This is a genomic window from Nostoc sp. XA010, assembly GCF_020829625.1.
GTDB lineage: Bacteria > Cyanobacteriota > Cyanobacteriia > Cyanobacteriales > Nostocaceae > Nostoc.
In genome coordinates this window covers 133,284-153,417 of the sequence record NZ_JAIVFX010000005.1, presented here as the reverse complement: position 1 = coordinate 153,417, position 20,134 = coordinate 133,284, and the positions used below count along the sequence as shown (strand labels likewise).

The 20,134-nt window shown below is 40.9% G+C and carries 21 protein-coding genes; 5 read left to right on the top strand and 16 right to left on the bottom strand.

What is annotated here, in order from left to right:
• Positions 1-71: 71 nt before the first annotated feature.
• A complete protein-coding gene (locus LC608_RS09895; protein WP_229553369.1) occupies positions 72-881 on the bottom strand; it encodes a TPM domain-containing protein in 810 nt (269 codons plus the stop codon).
• Between the two features lie 374 nt (positions 882-1,255).
• Between LC608_RS09895 and LC608_RS09890 the strand changes: the two genes are divergently transcribed.
• The gene (locus tag LC608_RS09890; RefSeq protein WP_229553368.1) at positions 1,256-1,594 is read left to right on the top strand and encodes a hypothetical protein; all 339 of its coding nucleotides are present in this window, start codon (positions 1,256-1,258) and stop codon (positions 1,592-1,594) included.
• Positions 1,591-1,950 (top strand): type II toxin-antitoxin system VapC family toxin, encoded by a 360-nt coding sequence (locus LC608_RS09885; protein ID WP_229553367.1) that lies wholly within the window; start codon positions 1,591-1,593, stop codon positions 1,948-1,950. Before LC608_RS09890 ends, LC608_RS09885 begins: the two co-directional genes overlap by 4 nt.
• A gap of 120 nt (positions 1,951-2,070) precedes the next feature.
• Here LC608_RS09885 and LC608_RS09880 read toward each other — a convergent pair whose 3' ends face one another.
• The 3 genes from LC608_RS09880 to LC608_RS09870 form a co-directional block, all read right to left on the bottom strand.
• Positions 2,071-2,607 carry a DUF948 domain-containing protein gene (locus LC608_RS09880; protein WP_229553366.1) on the bottom strand — a complete coding sequence of 179 codons (537 nt, stop codon included), beginning with the start codon at positions 2,605-2,607 and terminating at the stop codon, positions 2,071-2,073.
• An 11-nt stretch (positions 2,608-2,618) separates the two neighbouring features.
• Positions 2,619-2,969, bottom strand: a complete 351-nt coding sequence (locus LC608_RS09875) for a YtxH domain-containing protein (protein WP_229553365.1) — start codon at positions 2,967-2,969, stop codon at positions 2,619-2,621.
• Between the two features lie 240 nt (positions 2,970-3,209).
• Positions 3,210-3,545: a hypothetical protein gene (locus LC608_RS09870; protein WP_229553364.1), complete on the bottom strand. Its 336-nt coding sequence runs from the start codon at positions 3,543-3,545 to the stop codon at positions 3,210-3,212.
• Positions 3,546-4,448: 903 nt separating this feature from the next.
• Here LC608_RS09870 and LC608_RS09865 point away from each other — a divergent pair.
• Positions 4,449-5,441, top strand: coding sequence for a metal ABC transporter solute-binding protein, Zn/Mn family (locus tag LC608_RS09865; protein WP_229553363.1), 993 nt, complete (start codon positions 4,449-4,451; stop codon positions 5,439-5,441).
• 96 nt (positions 5,442-5,537) lie between these two features.
• Here the strand turns inward: LC608_RS09865 and LC608_RS09860 are convergent, their stop codons facing one another.
• Positions 5,538-6,071, bottom strand: a complete 534-nt coding sequence (locus tag LC608_RS09860) for a DUF4330 domain-containing protein (protein WP_229553362.1) — start codon at positions 6,069-6,071, stop codon at positions 5,538-5,540.
• A gap of 393 nt (positions 6,072-6,464) precedes the next feature.
• On the opposite strand from LC608_RS09860, the gene LC608_RS09855 reads away from it, so the two are divergent.
• Entirely contained in the window at positions 6,465-7,328 is an 864-nt protein-coding gene (locus tag LC608_RS09855) for a M48 family metallopeptidase (RefSeq protein ID WP_229553361.1), read from the top strand.
• Between the two features lie 66 nt (positions 7,329-7,394).
• Here the strand turns inward: LC608_RS09855 and LC608_RS09850 are convergent, their stop codons facing one another.
• A complete protein-coding gene (locus tag LC608_RS09850; RefSeq protein ID WP_229553360.1) occupies positions 7,395-8,150 on the bottom strand; it encodes a metallophosphoesterase family protein in 756 nt (251 codons plus the stop codon).
• A 253-nt stretch (positions 8,151-8,403) separates the two neighbouring features.
• On the opposite strand from LC608_RS09850, the gene LC608_RS09845 reads away from it, so the two are divergent.
• On the top strand, positions 8,404-8,688 hold the full coding sequence (locus LC608_RS09845; RefSeq protein WP_229553565.1) for a DUF2470 domain-containing protein: 285 nt from the start codon (positions 8,404-8,406) through the stop codon (positions 8,686-8,688).
• 62 nt (positions 8,689-8,750) lie between these two features.
• On the opposite strand, the gene LC608_RS09840 is transcribed toward LC608_RS09845, so the two are convergent.
• From LC608_RS09840 to rplT, 10 genes are all read right to left on the bottom strand, one after another.
• On the bottom strand, positions 8,751-11,897 hold the full coding sequence (locus tag LC608_RS09840) for a plasmid replication protein, CyRepA1 family (RefSeq protein WP_229553564.1): 3,147 nt from the start codon (positions 11,895-11,897) through the stop codon (positions 8,751-8,753).
• Positions 11,898-12,417: 520 nt separating this feature from the next.
• Positions 12,418-12,888: a hypothetical protein gene (locus LC608_RS09835; protein WP_229553359.1), complete on the bottom strand. Its 471-nt coding sequence runs from the start codon at positions 12,886-12,888 to the stop codon at positions 12,418-12,420.
• A 16-nt stretch (positions 12,889-12,904) separates the two neighbouring features.
• Positions 12,905-13,066 carry a hypothetical protein gene (locus LC608_RS09830; RefSeq protein WP_229553358.1) on the bottom strand — a complete coding sequence of 54 codons (162 nt, stop codon included), beginning with the start codon at positions 13,064-13,066 and terminating at the stop codon, positions 12,905-12,907.
• Positions 13,067-13,117: 51 nt separating this feature from the next.
• The gene (locus tag LC608_RS09825; RefSeq protein WP_229553357.1) at positions 13,118-13,291 is read right to left on the bottom strand and encodes a hypothetical protein; all 174 of its coding nucleotides are present in this window, start codon (positions 13,289-13,291) and stop codon (positions 13,118-13,120) included.
• Between the two features lie 159 nt (positions 13,292-13,450).
• Entirely contained in the window at positions 13,451-14,977 is a 1,527-nt protein-coding gene (bchB, locus tag LC608_RS09820) for a ferredoxin:protochlorophyllide reductase (ATP-dependent) subunit B (RefSeq protein WP_229553356.1), read from the bottom strand.
• 475 nt (positions 14,978-15,452) lie between these two features.
• A complete protein-coding gene (locus tag LC608_RS09815) occupies positions 15,453-16,022 on the bottom strand; it encodes a peptidylprolyl isomerase (protein ID WP_229553355.1) in 570 nt (189 codons plus the stop codon).
• 120 nt (positions 16,023-16,142) lie between these two features.
• Positions 16,143-18,149: a primary-amine oxidase gene (locus tag LC608_RS09810; protein ID WP_229553354.1), complete on the bottom strand. Its 2,007-nt coding sequence runs from the start codon at positions 18,147-18,149 to the stop codon at positions 16,143-16,145.
• Between the two features lie 139 nt (positions 18,150-18,288).
• Positions 18,289-18,813 (bottom strand): tetratricopeptide repeat protein, encoded by a 525-nt coding sequence (locus tag LC608_RS09805; RefSeq protein ID WP_229553353.1) that lies wholly within the window; start codon positions 18,811-18,813, stop codon positions 18,289-18,291.
• A gap of 133 nt (positions 18,814-18,946) precedes the next feature.
• Entirely contained in the window at positions 18,947-19,762 is an 816-nt protein-coding gene (locus LC608_RS09800; RefSeq protein WP_229553352.1) for a transporter substrate-binding domain-containing protein, read from the bottom strand.
• 12 nt (positions 19,763-19,774) lie between these two features.
• The gene (gene rplT / locus LC608_RS09795) at positions 19,775-20,131 is read right to left on the bottom strand and encodes a 50S ribosomal protein L20 (protein ID WP_069069781.1); all 357 of its coding nucleotides are present in this window, start codon (positions 20,129-20,131) and stop codon (positions 19,775-19,777) included.
• Positions 20,132-20,134 lie beyond the last annotated feature (3 nt).

Below are 20,134 nucleotides of genomic sequence, written 5' to 3'. Positions count from 1 at the left end.
TTTCAGCTTATCAGCTTCAGAGAGTGAGTAGTTAGGAGTTATAAGTTAATTAAAAACTCCTAACTACTCACTCATAATTCATTACTGGAAGAAGGCCGGCTGAAAACAGGAGATAAGTAGGCAACCAAGACGCCAATAAGAAACCCAGAGATATTGCGAACTAAAGGTAACCAGTCGCTTGTGCGTGTCACTACTGGGCCAATGCCAAAGGCAAGAAACAAGATTCCCCACAAAGGTGAGAAAATTAAAGCCCATTGCCAAGCGAAAATTTGTCCTTTCTCGCGGGGTTGAGCTGCAAATCCACAAATCACCCCACCAATAATTGAGGTAATTAAGGTGAGAATCCACTGCTCTCGTGGCAGTCCGGGGACAACATTGCAACCACCCTTGAGTAAACAGCCTTTAACGGATTCTAAAGCTTGCAGAATGGCCTGATCTTCGCCTTCTTCACGGACAAAGTACAAATTACCGAAGCGGGTTTGTAGTTCTATCCAGAACGTCCGGGGTAAAAGTTCATAAACAGCATCGCCGACGCTAAAACTGAGGATGTTACCGCCACGAGAATCGGCAACGAGTAGAATGCTTTTGTCATCCAAACCCCAATATTTTATAACTGCCCTACCTGGGGTGCGGTCATATTGGGTTAATACTCGCAGTTTCCAGCCCGTATCAGTTTCAAACTGCTCTAAATCTTTGACAAGCTTTTCTTCTTGCAGGACAGGAAGAGATTTTGCTAAGTCTACAACTGGGGTAAAAGTGCTAGGGAGTAACTCAGGATTGTCATAAGCCAGTGCTGGGGGAGAATGCATGACCCAAATTGACCCAGCCAGAAAAAATACTGCAATAGATACCAGAATTCGTCGCCAAAAACAAGATTGCATGAACGTTTTTATACAAATATCAACGGTAAAAGCGAACAAGTTGTTTTAAAACAGTAGTGGAAAAGTGATAGTTCTTTACACTTGTTTACTTTACTCTAATCTAAGGGATCAAAGCAAAGCGTTTTTGGGGAGTGGGGATTGGGAGCGGCATTCGGGATAAATAAAGATAAAGTGCATTTTGTCAATCAGTTAAAATACTCAAAATACTTTTAATGACAATGATAATCGTGGATGGATAGAGGATTATGAGTTATCATTTCATGCCTATGGTAGCTTTTTGATTATCATTATCATTAAAAAAATAATAACTCAAAATTGACTAAGCCATAGCGGAGTTCCCCATACAATAAAAAATGAATGATTAAAGGTGAGAGATGACTAACAAAGAATTATTAATTCAAGAAATAGAAAATTTACCACCGAAGTTGCTAACAGAAGCACTCGATTTGATATGTTCTATTAAGGTTAACTATACAAAAAACGAGTTAGAGCCAGGTAAGCTTGAACCTATCTCTTTAAGCGATTCTAGAGAAACTTTTAGTGAAAAAGATAAAGAGCAACTTACATACCGTCCTGCTTCCAAGCGCTCCATCCTTCGACACCTGGCACTTGGAAAAATGACGACTTTGAAGAATGCCTTCAAGCAGTATATGGTACTCGTGGTAAAGCTAAATTTGATGACGAAAACCTATTTGAATAATGTATTTACTTGATACGAAATCATTGTAGTGGCATTATTTTAGGTGAGCCAAATGTTATCTGTCGCGTGAATGAAGTTGGAGAAAATAACATTGCCACTTGCGTAATTGTCCAGGATGAACTGACATTCATGATGGAAAAATCCCAACGCAAGCAAAATAATATGGCTCGCTTGACAGAATTTTTAAAAGATATTCGTATATACCATATAACAGAAGAAACAGCAACAATTTACGGTCAAATGAAGGCAGCTTTATTCAATCAATTTGCACCCAAAGATAAAAACAAGTTGCGAAAAACTAAAATTGTTGATTTGGGTTTTGATGAAAATGACATTTGGATGGATAGCTGCTATTGCACTACAAAATAATTTAACTATCGTTTCCAGTGATAGTGACTTTTTGCGAATTCAACAGGTGAGAACTTTTCGCTGGAATCTTGAGTTTGATTTGCAGCATACAGCTATAGCTGCTTAATGCCCTTTTTTTAATCAATCTTCATCATCGAAATTGTTTTCCCAGCTAGCGGCATCGTTATAACCGTCATTAACGCGGTACACTTCTGCTTTGCTCCGGCGATTTTCTTGCTTGAGTACTTCTCGTTCTCGCAACGTTAGTGGTGGTTTTTCATTGCTTGGCAAGCGATCTGTTCGCCTTGTGGGTTTTTGGCGCGTGAAGTTTCTCCAAGCAGCTTTCGCGCCAACAAAGATGCTGCGTGTACTTACTTGCAGATTTTGAGCCTGAATTCTTGCACTATCAAGGCTTTGATCGACTTGTTTCACGACTTGATTAGCACTTTTTACACCTTCACTGACATCATCGGTTAAGTCAGTGATTTCCAAACCAGTCACACGGATAGCTTCTAGAGTGGGCGGTAACTCCCGCGAGAGTGTATCAAATAGCTTCTCTGCACTACGAGCAGCGCGTGCTAACTCCTGCAAAGCCGGTATTGCCGCCACTAAAACCGCAGTTAAACTTGTGGCGACTAAGAGTAAAGAAAGTCCCAACCAAAACAGGGGATCAATCACGGTTATGTAATTTATGAGCGTTCTAATTGCTGGGGAAGAGAATCTGAGTCTTCAACAGATGTTTGCCGCTTCAAGACTTGGGTTTCTCGTTGACTGGCATCTACACCTGCTGCGATCGCTTCCCGTAGTCTATCTAAAGTTTCATCCCAGTTTCGTAGTGCGCTAGCAGATAGACGATCTGCCTGGATTTGCACACTCGTTGATAAATCCTCTGCCAAGTCTGGGATAGCATTGGCAGATTTTTTCAAAATTTTACGCGTTTCGCGCCCTGTGCGTGGAGCCACTAGCAAACCGGTCAAAGCACCGATAGTAGCTCCCAGCATCAAACCGCCAAAAAATACTCCAGAACGGTTATTAGACATCTTGTTGTTTCTCTCCTTACACCCATTTTAGGTGGGTTTTCTTTCCTTGTAAGACTTGACCGATTTTATTCAGTTAATCTATCGTGACAACATATCAGCCAAAAATGTTGCTTTTATTCATTAAAATATCAAAACCGCTAATTACTTAATAATTCAAAATTCACGGCATCCCCGTCTTATAGTGTCACCGCGTTCCTGTGTCAGCACTAATTATAAATGTTCATGTGAACTTGGCATAACTCATTTTTCAACAGTTCTTTTCGCTGGTGTTAATTCTAGCCTACGAAAATAACGCTGCCAGATTTTTTGTCCTAGCAAAAGTAGACTGATAATCTGCCGCACTTGTTGGAGTTGCATTTGTAGTACTTGATTTTTCTGCCGTAAGTTATAAATACTCTCCTGACTGAGATAAATATTTTCCGGTGCTTTATTAAGTGCTGCATGGGTACAACTTTCATAGGCGGTTAACCTATCTGCTATGTATGCTAACTTCTGCTTGAGTTGCCACACTCGCCAAGCCACATATAGTAGTATCAGCGAAATGAGGGTGTTAATGAGGATAACTAAAATTACCATTCTTTCTCTTCACCAATATCAGCTTTGAGGAATTTTTCTATATACTTGACTTGGTTCTTATTTAATGGCTAAGAAACTAAAAAATAAAAATTATGCCATAAAGTACAGCTAGGATTATGCAATAAAAAGCAGTTAGATGATGCTCCGAGCGTTATTGAAAGGCTTTACTAGGTGAAATTTAGTCTAACAAAGGCTGATGGCTAAAAATTACCAATTCGCCAATTTTGTAACCACCAGATGCCCACAGTTGGCAAAACCACAGTTACAATTGCCTTAGATTCACGACTCGGTTTGCGAAATCAACCCGTATGCTCAATAAGCCCCAGCATTACTACGTTCCACTTCTTAACCTGATAATCCTAAATCATTTGCGACCTTTGTGGAATGTAAGCACAATTGTATAGCCCCTTCAACAGACGGTGAGAGAACTACACTACACTCTTTACCGGAGGCTCCCCAGCATCACCTTTATTATTGTGCTTTTACCTCTACCAGTTCTCCTGTTTGACAATTCAGATCATGTGGAAAAGTTAACGATTGACCTCTAACCCCCTAGCTGCCTTACCGTGTCGGTAACGGGGAAAATTCAAATCTCTCCTTGTAGGAGAGAGGTTTTCCAGTCTGTCGTGTAAACTTAACTAACATTTTGCCTGCAAAAATCTCACTTGAGGTTCACCAAGCAAAAATTGCCGGGGTGCGATGGGGAAAGGAGAGAGTCTATTAATTCCTCTTCCCTTAAAAAGGCTTGCTCTAATTCCCTCTTTGTTAAAAAGTGTTAAAGAGGATCAAGCCTTAACCCAAGCGTATTGCCTTTAACCTCTTCTTTGTTGAAGGTCCCCACCTGGTATTTAACTAATCTGTTACTGATAATGATTATTTCTATACATCCAGTAGGAGTTTAGGATGTCAAAAAAATTACCATCAACTAATTCCTTCCGAGCTATTCTTGTTGCCTTGACGATTGGATTTGTTGGGTGTGGAAATCAAACTGCAAGAACTGCATTCACTCAGACTACCACTCAGGTAAATGAGAATCTTCCTAGAGTCGTTGCAACTACAAGTGTATTATGTGACTTAACCAGACAAGTTGCCGGAAATACAGTTAACCTCACTTGCTTAATTGACCCTAGTGCCAACCCCCAATTTTATAAACCAAAGCAGGAAGATCGTAGAGCCATTGAGCAAGCTAATCTTATTCTCTATAGTGGCTATAATTTAGAACCAAATCTGATCAAATTAATTAAAGTGACTAAAAACACTGCACCGAAAATAGCTGTTGGTCAACTTGCGGTGTCTAAGCCACAAAAATTTCAGAAAGGCGACAAGAATGTAACTAATGCTCATCTTTGGCACAATACCAAGAATACTATCAGGATGGTGGGGGTAATTAATAGTAATCTGAAAAAATTAGAATCTAGCGATGCGGAGGCTTATACCAGCAATACCAAAAGAATCACAAATGAACTCACTCAACTAGATAGCTGGATTAAGTCAAGAATTGCCAGTATTCCTGCCAAACAACGCAAGTTAGTTACAACCTCTAATGCACTGAGTTATTACGCCAAAGCATACGGTATTCCATTAGCAGGGGGATTACAAGGTATTAGTACTAACGAAAACCTGACAGATGCAAGAGTCAAAAATTTGGTTACAAATATTAAACGGGCTAAAGTATCAACAATTTTTCCAGAGGCGGCAACTAACCCTAATTTGCTTCAATCTGTAGCAAGACTTGCTGAAGTTAAAATTTCTGACAGGAAGTTGTATGCTGAGGGACTTGGTGAACCAGGAAGCGAGGCGGACACTTATCAGAAAATGATGATTGCCAATACACGCACAATTGTAGAAGGGTTAGGAGGGACGTATTTAATGTTTCAACCGAAAGCTGCAAAGTAGTTATAACATCCATTGATAAATCTGATAAACCGAGTTTTTGTAGATTATCTAAAATTCGATTTATCAGTTTATTCTTTAAAGACGAAAATGTGAATTCTATTTGTCTTTTAATCGGATATCAATAACAGTTGCATTAAAGTTGTAGTTAAAGCCTTCCAACTCAAATGGCATTCCAATTTTAACTTTACTGTTACCGATAACGGGGCCAGTATCAGTGAGTTGAGCTTTGCCACCTAAAGTCAAAAGCAAATCTGTACTAAAATTGTTGGTCTTTGGATCTGGTAATTCTTTAACAGTGCCATCAGGTTGGGAAACATTGATTGTTCGAGGTAGCTGTTGAATGGATTTAATCTCAATTGCCCCGTGGGGCTGATTGCGGATAATCACATTTGTTTTACCGCCTTTTTTTAATCCTTTATCGAATAATTGTTCAGGGTCACGGACATTCAAACCACGAACTACTAAGTCTACTTCTATGGGTACTGTTTTCGCACCGACTTGGGCAACCGAACCAGAGGTGCCAGGAAAGATAAAGATGCCAAATATAACTAGCAGAATTACTAGCGCAGCAGCTAAATCTAGGAGGTTGATTTTGCCGAACAAACGGCCTTTTGAATCTAAAATAGCCATAAAAACTTTTCCGAGGTAATAGCGAAGGAATTGATTGTAGCAAGAAGGTTTTCAATGGGAATAGTAATTTTCCCTATTTGCTAATAACTCAAAGCGACTGGGCGTTACGGTTATGCGACAGTTTATCACGAGTTCGTAAGTTTGCAGGGGTAGCAGCTAACGCTCAAATTTTTGTCCGTTAAGACTGACGCACCGAGAAAGTAATATCTAGTGTTTAAGCCTATCTTTAGAGAGAATCTTTAACCCCCTGTAATTCAGTAGATTTGCCTAAATATTAGCTGGATCACAACTCCTTTGACCTTGAGTTAAGAATGCAACTTAGAATACTCTAAATCCGTCTCATAATTTGTCCCATAATTTTATGTTCTCCCGAAATAATCTTTAGAGCGTATTATGTTCAATTGGAAAGGTTTTGTTGCAAGTTACCGTGTGTGGCGGCGTCGCTGGTTTTATCCCCTAATTTCGGTGGTAGTCGCCCTGAGTCTGTGCCTGAGTACACCCTTGCCTGGAAGAACTTTAGACTTCTTGCCTCTTATATTGCAGGGAGTCCAGGTACTTCAGCTTTCTAATATATCCGATCGCCAGGAAACTGATATTGGCAAGCAGATTAATCAGCAAATTCTGGGGAGTCAAGTCAAACTTTACCGGAATTCTGAAGTTAATCGCTATGTAGAACAAATTGGTCGGCGTTTAGTAGCTAGTAGCGATCGCCGCAACCTTCCTTTTACCTTCCAAGTAGTTGATGATGATGCTATTAATGCCTTTGCAACTTTAGGAGGCTATGTATATGTCCACACAGGTTTACTGAAAGCCGCAGATAATGAAGCAGAACTTGCAAGTGTTATTGCCCATGAAATTGGTCACATTGGCGGGAAACACCTGGTTAAACAGATGCGGCAAAAAGCGATCGCTAGTGGTTTAGCAACAGCAACTGGTTTAGATCGCAATACGGCTGTAGGGATTGGTGTAGAACTTGCTTTGAATCGTCCCCGCAGTCGTCAAGATGAATTTGATGCCGATCAAAGAGGGCTGCGAACTTTAACACGCGCTGGTTATGCCCAGTCTGGGATGGTTACTTTTATGCAAAAGCTGCTGAAAAAGGGTGGTTCTGTCCCGACATTTTTGAGTACGCACCCCGGAACGAGCGATCGCATTAATGGCCTCAGACGTGCAATTAACTCTCAACCTAGTAAGGAAAATTATGGCTTGGATAAGGCTAGTTATAAAGCTAATATTCGACCATTAGTGAGGTCTTGAGGGTATTAAGCATTGGGCATTGGTTATTCCCCTTGTCTCCCTCATCCCCCTCATATCGAATATTGCTCAATTCTTATTCCGGCGATCGACTTTGATTTTAGCTGGATCAACTCTGATCACTACATCTTCTAAGGGCAGGGTACGGAGATAGTTTCTAAAAATGTTAACTTGATAAACTAGGTTATTTGTGACATCTAGTCCAGTCAACCAGCCACTCTTAGGATGATAAGCGCCAGTATCTATGTCTAGCCATCCCTGTCCTTGTGCCAGTTTGCCAGGAGAAACACCCGGCAGAGTAAAGGTAATGGTGTGACCGATGATAATGAGCTTATCTGGAAAGTAGGGTTTTTCAATGCTGTGAAATTCTTCTCGTATCCAGCACAGTTCATCGGCAGTTTGTTCTGTTACAGACTTGGAAGGATCAACACCAGCATGAGTTAACCAAATATCCCCTAAGTCTAGATATGTAGGCAAACTCTTGAACCAATCCAGATGGTCATCAGGGATTGAAGCCTCGTGGTAACTGGCTACGGTAGCTTGCCCCCCACTGTACAGCCATGCTTGCATCGTTGGGGAGGAGGTTCTTTCATTGGTCAGAATGTTTAATAACATCTGCTCATGATTTCCCAACAAACATGAATAGTTATGTCGCTTGACAAAATTCACCACTTGTGAACTATGAGGACCACGATCAATTAAGTCTCCCAGGAAATAGATTTGATCGTCTGACGTGGGGGCGATCGCCTCCAATAATGTCATCAAACCTTCATAGTGACCATGCACATCCCCAATTACAATTCGTCTGGGGCTAGTTTCGCTCATTGTCTTTTAGCTTCAATAGTTTGGCTAATACTTCTGCTACAGTTTAAGCTGTCTGATTTCCATAATAGAAGGTAAAAATACTGAATAAGTTTTATTTTAATTTAATTATTACCCCATAAATAAAATATATTTATGATGGCAATCGGGTAAAATGCAAAATCTTGAGCGCCAAGAAAGAAAATCAGCAAATTTCCTTCGCGTTGTTAGCTTAAAATTTAAGCTGTTGCTGTATTGCTCACTTTCTATCTCAACAATGTCTAAGGATTTTTCTGCTGATATTAGTTCGCGCATCTGCAAGCACATGAATGATGATCATGCTGATGCCATAGTTCTTTATGCTAAGGCTTTTGGTGGTATAACAGATGCGAATGCAGCACAAATGCTGTCACTTGATTCACAAGGTATGGATTTAACAGCGCAAGTGAATGGGGAAGCTGTGCCAGTTCGCATTCAGTTTGATCATGTTTTAGCAGATGCGGAAGATGCCCATCAAACTCTAATTGCGATGGTGAAGCAGGCGCGGGTGAAGGGAAATTAGAAATTGGGCTAATTGGTATAACTAATGCTTAGGTGTCTTTAGACACGCCGTTTCGCTTTATCTTAGCTGTCAAGGATATTAGCTACTGTGGCATAAGCCTTAGTTTGGATGATTTCAAGCTTCCAGTCTGAAGAATAATCAGGCAACTCATAGCCAACACTCTTAACATGAGCCAACATCAACTCATCCCGTTGATGCCAAACTGCAAATATTCTCTCCCTGCCATCATAAAGTGTTTCTAGGTCGATTTGATAAACTTCATTTACCCGCTTTAGTTTCAAGCCCAACAAATTTAACAGTCGGCTGAGTATTTTTATTGCTGAAACCTGCTCTTTATCCCCGACTAAGTTAATACCAAGCGCTCTTTTAATATGCTTACTATGCTGAAAAACAATATTTTTCAGCAATATTAAATCTGGATTACTCTCAGTAAACTCTCTTTCTGATTCGAGAAACTGAAGCATTCCCAAAGCTCTCATCGCCTCAATTTTGAGCGTGTAAGTTTTTAAATCTGGCAGAAAAACTTTCCCTTCACCCCAAGACAATTGCTGATGCCATTCTTGCTGATCTCTGACATGAAAATACTCGCTTTCGTGAGTTAAATAATAATGAATTAACAATTGACGATAATATGCGTGGTCATCCTGCAATTTCAGCCAAGGAGTAACTTCTACACCATATCTTTGCCTGAGAACATATTTATTAATTTGGTTGCGTTCTCCATCAGTCAGAGAATGCTTTACTAATAGCTGCTCATATTCTACATAATCGATATCTTTAGCATTAACTACAGCAGTTGCTAGCGATAGTTGATTTTGTTGCTTAATATCTTTAATTTTGCGTTTAATTTCTTTAGCTTTTTGACGGCTTTGAGCCCAATCTTTTTGAACTTTGACAATTTCCAAAACTAATCTCCTGCGGGTAGCTAAATCATCCGCGTCAGTTGCCAAAAACGCAAGGCGTAAATCTCGAATAATATTATTGTGAACAGCATTACTCCGCATCTGAATTTGATGTCCATCAGCAATTAAACCATCTTGCATCGATTGACGGTAGAGGCGGATAGAGGCATTTACGCGTGCAGATAACTTGGCCCAAGTTCGCAAATGAATCGGGTCATGAACTAAAGGTAAATCCACATCTATTTTATGTAGTGGACTAAGTAAAGCTAAGTTTTCTTTTTGATTTTCTTGATACCAATCAGATAGCAAGCGATAATTTGTACTACCACTACCAATTAAGCCAATACCTCGTTTAGCGCACCAGACAACACGCGGCACATCATCCCGCACTCTTGCTAATGCTTGTCTTGCTTCCGAGTCAGGAATTACGCCTTGAAAAATGCCATAAACTCGGTCGAAATGTTGGACATCAATACTAATTCCCGTACCAAGGCTAGGGGTAACAAAAACGCCGTCATATTCAGAGATTTTTTGATTGATAGCTGCGATAAAATCAACCGCTTCGTGGCCAGGTGTGTTTGTAGTGTGGCTACTAACTACCAAAGTTTTAGGAAATTGCCTTCGTAATTTTTGTAACCGCTCTTTCAGATAACGTTCAATTGTTTCGCAACTGTAACGTCCAGCGCGACTATCGGTAGTAACATAACATTTACGTCCAGCAAGTAAATCCAATTCCAGTTGATGAATTAGCGGTGTTGGGTTCGGCGAATCATAAAAAGTTACATCCCAACCATGCTGAGGTTTCCACTGGTTGAGAACTACCCAAGGTGTTAATTTAATTCCTGCCAATCCTTGTAAATATTCAAGTGACACATCTGATAAATCAGCATCTTGAGCAATTACTAACCCCCCCGTTGTTAAAACTGTGGAAATTAGTTGCTGGAATAATTTTAATATTTTTACACGTTTGTGTTTACAAGTATTACTATTTAATAGATGCCACAAAGACTGCTCTACTTCATCCAGAATTACTATTGCTCCTCGCCAATTTTCCGGGTTAAGTTTCCAAATAGAATCAACGCACAATCCAAGAGATTGCTGAGGTGAGAGTGAGCGGAGAATGGGAGGTGCGGGGGTAAGTGTTTTATCAATCCTTTTATCCCCATCTTCTTTATGTCTTCCCCATTGAATACCAATTTTCTCACACAAGAATCTTCCTAATAGGATTCTGTGAGTAATTAACAAAACAGGTTGATTTCTAATTTTTGCTTGCTGAACAACGGCTTGCAGGGCTGTAGTTTTACCTGTTCCTTTTGCTGATTTGACTCCTACTAATCCAGAAGTGGGGAAAGGTAGTTCACCTATATAAGGGCGATTTAAGGTGAATGCAGCAGGAATAGTTAACTCAGTGTGGGGTTTGGTTTGAGCAAGATAAATTTCTAAGTCAACGCTTTGCCGATAAACTTTATCAAAACTAGTTGCACCTTTCGCAAGGATAAACTCATCAACTCCTTTTTCGATTCCTGGAAGTTCGATGACTTTAACAGTGCAATTTTTTTGCTGGAATAAACAACCAAGTTGAGAAATAGCATTATTTACAGCAGCAATTGTTTTAGGTTGAGTTTCAAAATCAAAGCAAATATAAAAGCTACGCTTTGTCATTGCAAACGCAGCTAAGTCAGGAATTAGCTGACGACGGGTAACTTTGCCAAATTCATCTTTAACAACCCGATAACCACTGGTAATTCCGGGAATGGCAATAGCTACATATCCTTGCGTCAACAGTGTGGCTGCTTTCTTCACACCCTCGCAGAGAATCAGGGGAATATTCTGTTGCATCACCCATTGCCAAAAGCCTTCAGCTTCACCATCAGCAGTAATGGTGATATTGTCAGGCATGACCAGATTGTAACGTCCAGCGACTTGCTGCCAGACTTGCAGCGTTACCCGCAAACAAAACACCCGCGTTGGTGTGCTAGGGGGATGCTCGTATTTGATGGACTTACCATTGTGATTCTGTCGGGGTTGGTTTGGCTTAAAGCATCCCCATTCCATCATTTGCCAATTATTCAAAGGGTCTAGCCCGGAACACCACCAACCACCTTCAGTGATATGAGCATAACGTTGCAACCATCCACTTTTCACCATTCCGGTATTGGTGCGAGGGAGTAGCTCAGAAATCAATAGGTACTCATAAGCAGTTACGCCTTGGAGCGACCTAAAATTGAGCTGCACTAGGTGTAAGTCTATACCACTACTCTTGACTAATTCTTCAAGGTGTTGGGGGTGTAAATAGTGCAGATGCATAGGAAAAGGCACGAAGGGAAAGTCAATGAGATTAAAACACTAACATGCATCTGCTTTTTTTCTATAAGAGAGATTGCGAGGGTTTAATGATGCTTTTTTTACTTCGTTACGGGAGACACATCGGTTAAGGCTTTAGTAGGTTATTCTGCCTATTAGATCCCCGAAGTAATAATTTTGTATTGTGATATTTGTTCGCTATTAATTTTTATTTATCAGTAAATTTCTGCATTAAGGAATGCGATCGCTTGAGGGGTTGTAGCAGCGATCGCTATAGGGTAACATCTTTCTAGTCCTACCTCTTCCGTCATAATTCCGTTTTTAACCAGGAGAGGAAAGAATTGGCATTGAGGCTTGGGTACGATTGCCCAAATTCAGCCGCGTTAATATATGAGACATATGGTTTCTCACGTCCCATCAGAAATTTTAATTTTTAACAAATTTATTATTTTTAATTTAGCAGCCAAAAATATAAAATCATAAAAACAGGGAGTCAAGATTGCTCTTAACTCCCCAATAAATTTTATTTATTGGCTGAAAAACTACGCTCCGACAGCTTCCTTCGCGGCGTATAATACCTCAGGCTTGATTTCCTTAAAGCCGCGCTCGCAATTAATCTTCTTGGTGCTGTACTAGCTTGTTGCTGAATAGGACGTAAAACTTCTAATTCACTAGGATGAGTTAAAACCTTGCCTAATGGCTCACTGAAATAAACAACTTGATAATTAGGCGCAAGTTCCGTTTGCAGTTGCTTCCACAGACTAATTCCTTCATCTTCAAAAGCCGCTTCAGCCTCTGCACTCAAATCTGGTGAGTTAGCAGGATCTTGCCAATTTAATATTTCATTGTAAGTAGATGCCCATTTTCTCAGATGGCTAATGGTTTCTTGACTGAGGGGCAATCTTGCTGGATCAATATTACCAACTTTCTCAGCATCTGCCCACCATAGGGGGTCACACCCATAATCAGCCATTAGTTTTATCTTTACTGCCATAGCTATTCAGGTGAAATTATGGTAATGAGGCGAGATTAGCTCCGACTATATAACCATTATCGCCCACAGTCAGTGCTATATAATGTGTTTCTCCATTAAAAATTAATTCATAGATTTCCCGGCGAGGTTCTATGGTTCCTTGATAACCACGAAAGATTCCTTTTGTCACAGCAGCCATAACAGCATCCGAGATTTCATTCTCGGATATTCCACGTTTGGCAAAGTCCTCTTAATGTTTATTTAAGATGTGTGCTAGTCCACTTCCTCTTATACCAGCTTTTCCTTGCTCTAAAAATACGATTTTGTCATCGGCTAGCTTGGCAATCTGCACAATCTTTTCCGGACTGTGATTAATACCAGCCTGACATAATGCCGCAAACAATGCCGCTTTGCCATCGTTCATATTTAATTTAGTTATTTTAAATAGTTGTTGATAGAAATATAAAAATTAATATTAAATCTATGATATATCATCAATTTAATTTTTATTACTAAAGCAAAAAAAAGGGGTAAAGAGTATGTATAACTCCTCACCCCTCAATCTTCTCGATTAACCGCTAATCTAAGCCCCGACAGCTTCCTTCGCGGCGTACAACACCTCAGCATTGATTTCTTTGAAACCGCGATCGCGGGCAAATTTTTCAGTATTTCGCTTCACTTTACCGCGAACAAATCCAGGAATCTTATTCAATTCTGCTTGACCATCTTTTGTCCAATTCAAATCAGAATCAGCAGAAATTCCCCTAGTAATAACTTCTTTAGTATCATGACCACCGAAGATTTCTAATAAGTGATCTTCCATTCCTAAAGTGAAGGAATTGTAGATCAAATCTGTAATCTGATTTGTGCCTTCGTAACCCATAAATGGTTTGTAACCAATGGGAAAGTTTTGGACGTGGATTGGTGCTGCAATTACACCGCAGGGAATATCCAAGCGTTTACCAACGTGGCGTTCCATTTGGGTGCCGAAAATCGCAGAGGGTTCGACACGAGCGATCGCATCCCCAATTTCACCATGATCTTCGGAAATTAGCACTTCATCGCAATACTCGCTAACCTGTTCGCGGAACCAATCTGCATCATATTTGCAGTAGGTTCCAGCCCAAACAACATGAATCCCCATTTCTCGCGCCAGAATCTTGGTAATGGCGGCGGCGTGAGTATTATCACCAAAGACGACAGCTTTTTTGCCAGTCAAGTTTTGACAGTCAATTGAACGGGAGAACCAAGCAGCCTGAGATACATGCAGGGTTTGCTCATTGATGAAGTTTTCGTAGTCAACTTCTGCACCTTGAGCGTTAATAACCTGCTGAATCTTGCGAATACAACGGGCAGTTTCCACTACACCCATTGGAGTAATGTCTATATAAGGTGTGCCAAATTGTTCTTCCAGGTAACGAGCTGTGGTCAAACCAAGTTCACGGTAAGGCACCAGGTTAAACCAGGCTTGGGACATCTTCTTCAAGTCTTTCACCGAAGCACCTTCGGGAATTAAGGTATTTACCTCAATTCCTAAGTCAGCCATCAGCCGTTTCAGTTCGGTGCAGTCGTGATTGTTGTGGAAACCAAGGGTAGTAGTACCGATAATGTTCACCGAGGGTTTCGCAGTTTTGCCCTCTGCCAATTCGCCCCGCTTCCGGGCTTTTTCAATGTAGTATTGGACGATTTGATCCAAAGTGCGATCGGCGGCTTGCAGTTCGTTGTAGCGGTAGTGGTTCACATCCGCTAGCATTACATCTCCTTTGGCTTCCAACTGCGCCCGTTCGACAAAGTTGTGCAGGTCTTCTTGCAAAATGCTGGAGGTGCAGGTGGGAGTTAACACAATCAAATCTGGGTGTTCCTCCGCATCCTTGCGGATGATGTTATCTACCACCTTCTCTTGAGAACCGCGTGCCAAAACGTTGCGATCGACGACACTGGTTGTTACCGGAGTGAAATCCCTCTCCCGCGATAGCATGGAGCGCATGACGTTAAAGTAGTCGTCGCCAATGGGGGCGTGCATGATCGCATGGACATTTTTAAAAGAGCTAGCGATTCGCAGAGTGCCGATGTGGGCTGGGCCTGCATACATCCAGTAAGCCAATTTCATGTTTGTGTTCTCCCTTTTCAATAGAAATAACACGGAGTCCGATAAGAGTGGACTATAAGTGCTTGATTATTATTAAATCGTTTCTGATTGTCTCAAAAGTTGTATCCCTGATGAAGTGAAGACTTGTAAGGATTTTAGCTGCGCTGTGTAGGCGTAGGCATCGCTCAAACCTTGTTCCTGATTAGAATCCAGCTTCTGAATTTAACAATATTACTGTTGCTTTTTTAAAATAAATCTTAATTTTTCGGCAAATTTGTTTTCAATTTTGGGCGGTGTGTTAACTATCACCAATAAATTTAGAAAATTTATGTACAACTTCTCCAAAATTACAAACATCCTTTAAAAGGATGTTTGTAAAGAATCAGGTTGTATTAATATTCCCACTAACCCTCCTTAAACAAGGAAAAAATGCGGGAATAACACTAGTGCTATTTCTTCATTCAAGGGAATAGAAATTAACCTAGAGAGGTATTAATTACTGCCGAAAAATTTCTACTTTTTCTAACACTACGTCTTGATTCGGACGATCTCTAGTTGTAGGCACATTGGCGATACGGTTGACTATATCCATACCTTCGACAACTTTACCAAAAACACTGTGTTTGCGGTCAAGATGAGGCGTTGGCCCTTCTGTAATGAACCATTGCGAACCATTAGTACCGCGTCCTGCATTTGCCATTGAGAGAATACCGGCACTAGAGTGTTTCAATTCAGGATGAAATTCATCTTCAAATTGATATCCCGGGCCACCAGTACCCCATCGGTTGGCCATATCTGGATAACGAGCCAGGGGATCGCCACACTGAATCATGAAATCAGGGATGACTCGGTGAAAGCGAACTCCATCGTAGGCAGGAGTCCCTTTTTGAGATTGACCTGTCTTAGGGTCTTTCCAGTCGATTGTCCCGGTTGCTAAACCTACAAAATTTTTGACGGTGTTGGGGGTTTTGTCTTCCTCCAAAAGAACTATAATTTCACCCAAGGAAGTAACTAAACGAGCGTGCAGTGTGCCTTCACCGGGAATATTAATTTCTGGAAAATCCATGAGCTATCCTATGAATGAAAACTTCTAGTATTTGACCTACGATAAGCTTATCAGCATTCAAGTTACAGGTTTACAGATTACGAAAAGACTAAACTAAGGAAACTTTAGAAAACGAATATTTTACTCTGGTAAATTAATTGCTGGATTACGGCTAAAGAATCCTCTAGGTACTAGCTTAAAGCCAACTTGGTGAACAGGCATCACAGGCCAATCTTCCGATCGCGGAACATGAGTTACGCCCATTGTGTACCACAGCACTATATCTTCACCCATCAAGGATTCATCGTCTGCAATATATTTAGGTAAACCCTGTCCTGGTTGAGTCTGGTTTGGATAATCGCCGCCAGCATAGAGTTCAGCAGGTTTATATTTTGTTACCCAGACGTGGTGAGTCGCAAATTCTGCCTTTTGACGGATGTTTGAGCCTTCCACAGGGAAAAATATGGAATTTCCACCAGGCATCAGCATATATCCAGGTGCAGCCCCTAGCGTATTTCTCTTATCTGCACTAACAATCATCCATTCTCGACTACTTTTCATATCCAAATCGCGGACAGCAACCGTTTCATTTGTGAGTGGGGTTTCTGTAATTGCGATCGCATTTCCTAAAGGATTTTTCTCATCCATTGACGAAGCTTTCACATTCATTTCCATCACAGAATTAGCCTGACCATCGACATCGAAATCTAGGCGATAGTTGAAAAAGTGCTGGTGATTTACTCCGAAGATATTCTTAGCAATTAGCCGACCATAGGAATCATCCTTAGATTGCTTTTGGGCAGCCGTTCCCTGCGCCAGTACGATACCCGTTAATTCATTTTGGACTTCCAAAGTCCCATCCTGGTGAAAGATCCAATTGATGCTGTAATCATAGTTGTCAATGGCCGCAGTCATCGTCATGACTAATTCTCGACTGCGACGCACATCATTACGCTGAGTGCCATACTCATAGTGCTTCCAGAGCATACCGTTATTTCGCTCATATATGCCGATAACCCCTGGCATGACATAAGGTTCTCCGTCACCATTAGCAAACACAGCATCCAGCAAAAGACCGTTTTCAGAAATTTCCTTACCTAACTCCATCGTGGTTGCTAGGGAACCAAAATTGTATTCCCCAACATCAAAGGCATTTCTGAATGACCAAGTGGGATCTGGATCTCCGTAAGGCACTACCGTCTCTGATAAGCTAGCGCGGTATAAAACTGGTCGGACATTTTCCCCGTCGGTGTGTGTCACTTGGTATAGCACCAATCCACTGCGGGGATGCATTACATAGCAAAACTTCCAACCTTGCCAGCTAATTTCATTGCCTTTAATCTGGAAACTTGCACCATTTGGTTGGAGAATCTTTAATGCTTTAAGTGGTGAAAGTAATTTCCCTAAGGACTTTATATCATAATTCCAGTTTTTCTTGGAAAAAGGAACTATCCCTCTATCCACGAAACTGGAAATTTTACCTGTGTTCAAATTAACGGTTCCCAATATTCCTTCAATTGGACTGCCGTAATAATTCCAGCGTTCCCTTCCAGCACGCCGTAGGTGTTCGCCCTTATAGTAAAATAAACCCCGACAAAGACGGTTTCCTGCTGCTTCTTCCTGTTTACTTAAGATTCCTGGGGCCCAACAACTGATTTTGACTTGATTTAAATCTGTAATTCCCCGCTTTCGCATCGCTGTTTGCCATCGGGGATCGGATTTAAAAGCTTGAGTTGCTAGTTCATATTCTGAAGCGACGATCGCAGGTTGAACAGAGGATATTTCTTTCCACGAACTTAAGGTTTTGCCTGTTAGGTTAACAATACCCTCATAGGTTTTATTTAGCGATCGCTCATAGATAATCAAAAAAGCTTTTCGCCCAAAAGCTTTACCAGGTGTAAATTTGAGAACTTCTTCTTTATCTGGTTCTTGTAAAGCAATAAGTGGAAAAGCTACCATTTCGCTCAAAGTTTTTTCTCTTTTGATGATCGAAACGGCTGTACTAATTTCTGCCTCTGTTAGCGAAGTGAGAGGATGGGAAATTGAAGGCTGTTGAGCCGTCAATCTCCCCATTAATCCGAGTGATATAGAAATGGCGACAATGATGGCAATAAATAGCCACAAAAAACGCTTTAGCCGCTTAATCATCTTTTACATTTTTAAAAAAGACTTATAGTTATCTATTTCCAAGCCTAAGCATGAAAACCGATAAATTAAGAGGCTAAAGCCAAATTAATTTGTTAATAGTTGGGCAGTAGGGAGAAATAAACAATGCCCAATGCCTAATTTACGCAGAAACTAAACGACGTAAAGATTCAGCACGGCGTTTAGCAATTTGGTTATTTGGAGCCAATTTTAGTGCTTCTTCGTAACTTTGTAACGCCTGAGTAGTTAACTTTTTTTTCTCGTAAGCGTGACCGAGATTATTCAACCCTGTTACGTAGTCTGGTTTAGCTTTTAGGGCTTCTTTATACTGACGAATTGCTAGGTCATATTGCTCTTGGATAAAATAAATATAACCTAGCCCGTTGTAAATAGGGGCAATATTTTCTTCTCCCTCTTCTTGGGCCGCTTTGATAGCTTTTTGAAACAGCAGTATTGCTTGGGAATACATTTTTTTGTCTGAATAAATACTGCCTAACTCATAATATTCTTGAGTCGTACCCTTTTCTTTCTCTAACTTCTTCCGCAATTTTCCAAAGGAACCTTCAATCTTGCGAGTTTTTAAAATCTGGCGGAAAACACTCACGGCTGCAATTGTGAGTATAACCACTAAAACTGAGAGATAAACAACGGCTAGACTGTTATCCATTGCTGCAAATACAAATATTAAAAGTTAGTTCTGTAATCTATTATCAGCTTATTAGGCATGATGGAGATAAGGATAATTATCTTAACTCCTGTACAGACGCGATTAATCGCGTCTCTCCTAACTCCTAACTTACTTACGGTAAGCCCCAATATTGAACACGTTGCTGGAGCCAACCTGATGCTAAGTAACGAGCGATCGCTTCATTCACATTTCGTCTTAACTTATCGTACTGCAATCCCTTGGGCATGACTACAGACAAGGGTTCAGTTGATAGCTTAATTGGCAGTAGCCGATATTGGGGATATTGTTGCACCCAACCACTCAGAACGCTAGCATCTGCGGCAAAGGCAAAGGCTGCATTAGTTTCTATTTTATCTCGCGCTTCTTGATATGAATTCACTCCTACCAACTTGGCGTTTGGCACATAGTACCGCACTTGGGCAATGGTGCTGGAGTTATTGAGTACAGCAATTTTTTGTTTTGCAAAATCACTCAATTTCTGTACAGAGGGATCTTTTGTAACTAATACAGTGCTATCCAAATAGTAGGGAACACTGAAACTAACTATGCGGCTGCGAGATTCAGTTGCTGTTACCCTAGCGATCGCAAAATCAACTTTCTTGTCTAAGACTACAGACAAGCGATCGCGATTCGCTACGGGTTTCAATTTTACAGCCTCGGCTTTACCAACCAAGTCAAGTGCCAATCGCTGCGCCAAGTCAATTTCTAAGCCTTGCAAATTGCCGTTAGCATCTCTAAATCCTAAGGGACGCAAGTTATCTTTGACGGCGACAGTTAGATAGCCTCTTTGCTGAATTTCTGGCATTTCGGCAGCAGACGCAGTTAATCCTGTCCCCACTATGGAAAAGCAAGATATCCAAAAAATAGTGGCGGATAATACCAGATGTAAACGGCTAATTACTTCCCATCTGTTACATCCGTTATACATCCGTTGCCACCTTTATCCTTTAGCTTGATTTGCTAGTTCAGCAACTTTGCCAAAGCTAGCTGGATCGAGGACTGCTAATTGTGCCAACATCTTGCGATTTAGTTGGATATCAGCTTTTTTCAAGTTACCGATCAACTGGCTGTAGCTCAAGCCGTGTTGCCTTGAAGCAGCGTTGATGCGGGTGATCCAGAGGCGACGAAAATCGCGCTTTTTCTTTTTGCGATCGCGGTAGGCACTCCGTAGCGCCTTCATCACTTGTTGGTTGGCAGTTCTAAACAGAGTTGAGTGAGAACCGCGAAAACCTTTTGCTAGTTTGAGAATTTTATTGCGGCGCTTCCGAGCTACATTACCGCGTTTTACCCGAGTCATAAC

Coding starts and splice junctions, on each gene's coding strand:
- LC608_RS09895 (WP_229553369.1), bottom strand. CDS start 881: ATGCAATCTTGTTTTTGGCGACGAATTCTGGTATCTATTGCAGTATTT.
- LC608_RS09890 (WP_229553368.1), top strand. CDS start 1,256: ATGACTAACAAAGAATTATTAATTCAAGAAATAGAAAATTTACCACCG.
- LC608_RS09875 (WP_229553365.1), bottom strand. CDS start 2,969: ATGTCTAATAACCGTTCTGGAGTATTTTTTGGCGGTTTGATGCTGGGA.
- LC608_RS09870 (WP_229553364.1), bottom strand. CDS start 3,545: ATGGTAATTTTAGTTATCCTCATTAACACCCTCATTTCGCTGATACTA.
- LC608_RS09865 (WP_229553363.1), top strand. CDS start 4,449: ATGTCAAAAAAATTACCATCAACTAATTCCTTCCGAGCTATTCTTGTT.
- LC608_RS09860 (WP_229553362.1), bottom strand. CDS start 6,071: ATGGCTATTTTAGATTCAAAAGGCCGTTTGTTCGGCAAAATCAACCTC.
- LC608_RS09855 (WP_229553361.1), top strand. CDS start 6,465: ATGTTCAATTGGAAAGGTTTTGTTGCAAGTTACCGTGTGTGGCGGCGT.
- LC608_RS09850 (WP_229553360.1), bottom strand. CDS start 8,150: ATGAGCGAAACTAGCCCCAGACGAATTGTAATTGGGGATGTGCATGGT.
- LC608_RS09845 (WP_229553565.1), top strand. CDS start 8,404: ATGTCTAAGGATTTTTCTGCTGATATTAGTTCGCGCATCTGCAAGCAC.
- LC608_RS09840 (WP_229553564.1), bottom strand. CDS start 11,897: ATGCATCTGCACTATTTACACCCCCAACACCTTGAAGAATTAGTCAAG.
- LC608_RS09835 (WP_229553359.1), bottom strand. CDS start 12,888: ATGGCAGTAAAGATAAAACTAATGGCTGATTATGGGTGTGACCCCCTA.
- LC608_RS09830 (WP_229553358.1), bottom strand. CDS start 13,066: ATGGCTGCTGTGACAAAAGGAATCTTTCGTGGTTATCAAGGAACCATA.
- LC608_RS09825 (WP_229553357.1), bottom strand. CDS start 13,291: ATGAACGATGGCAAAGCGGCATTGTTTGCGGCATTATGTCAGGCTGGT.
- bchB (WP_229553356.1), bottom strand. CDS start 14,977: ATGAAATTGGCTTACTGGATGTATGCAGGCCCAGCCCACATCGGCACT.
- LC608_RS09815 (WP_229553355.1), bottom strand. CDS start 16,022: ATGGATTTTCCAGAAATTAATATTCCCGGTGAAGGCACACTGCACGCT.
- LC608_RS09810 (WP_229553354.1), bottom strand. CDS start 18,149: ATGATTAAGCGGCTAAAGCGTTTTTTGTGGCTATTTATTGCCATCATT.
- LC608_RS09805 (WP_229553353.1), bottom strand. CDS start 18,813: ATGGATAACAGTCTAGCCGTTGTTTATCTCTCAGTTTTAGTGGTTATA.
- LC608_RS09800 (WP_229553352.1), bottom strand. CDS start 19,762: ATGTATAACGGATGTAACAGATGGGAAGTAATTAGCCGTTTACATCTG.
- rplT (WP_069069781.1), bottom strand. CDS start 20,131: ATGACTCGGGTAAAACGCGGTAATGTAGCTCGGAAGCGCCGCAATAAA.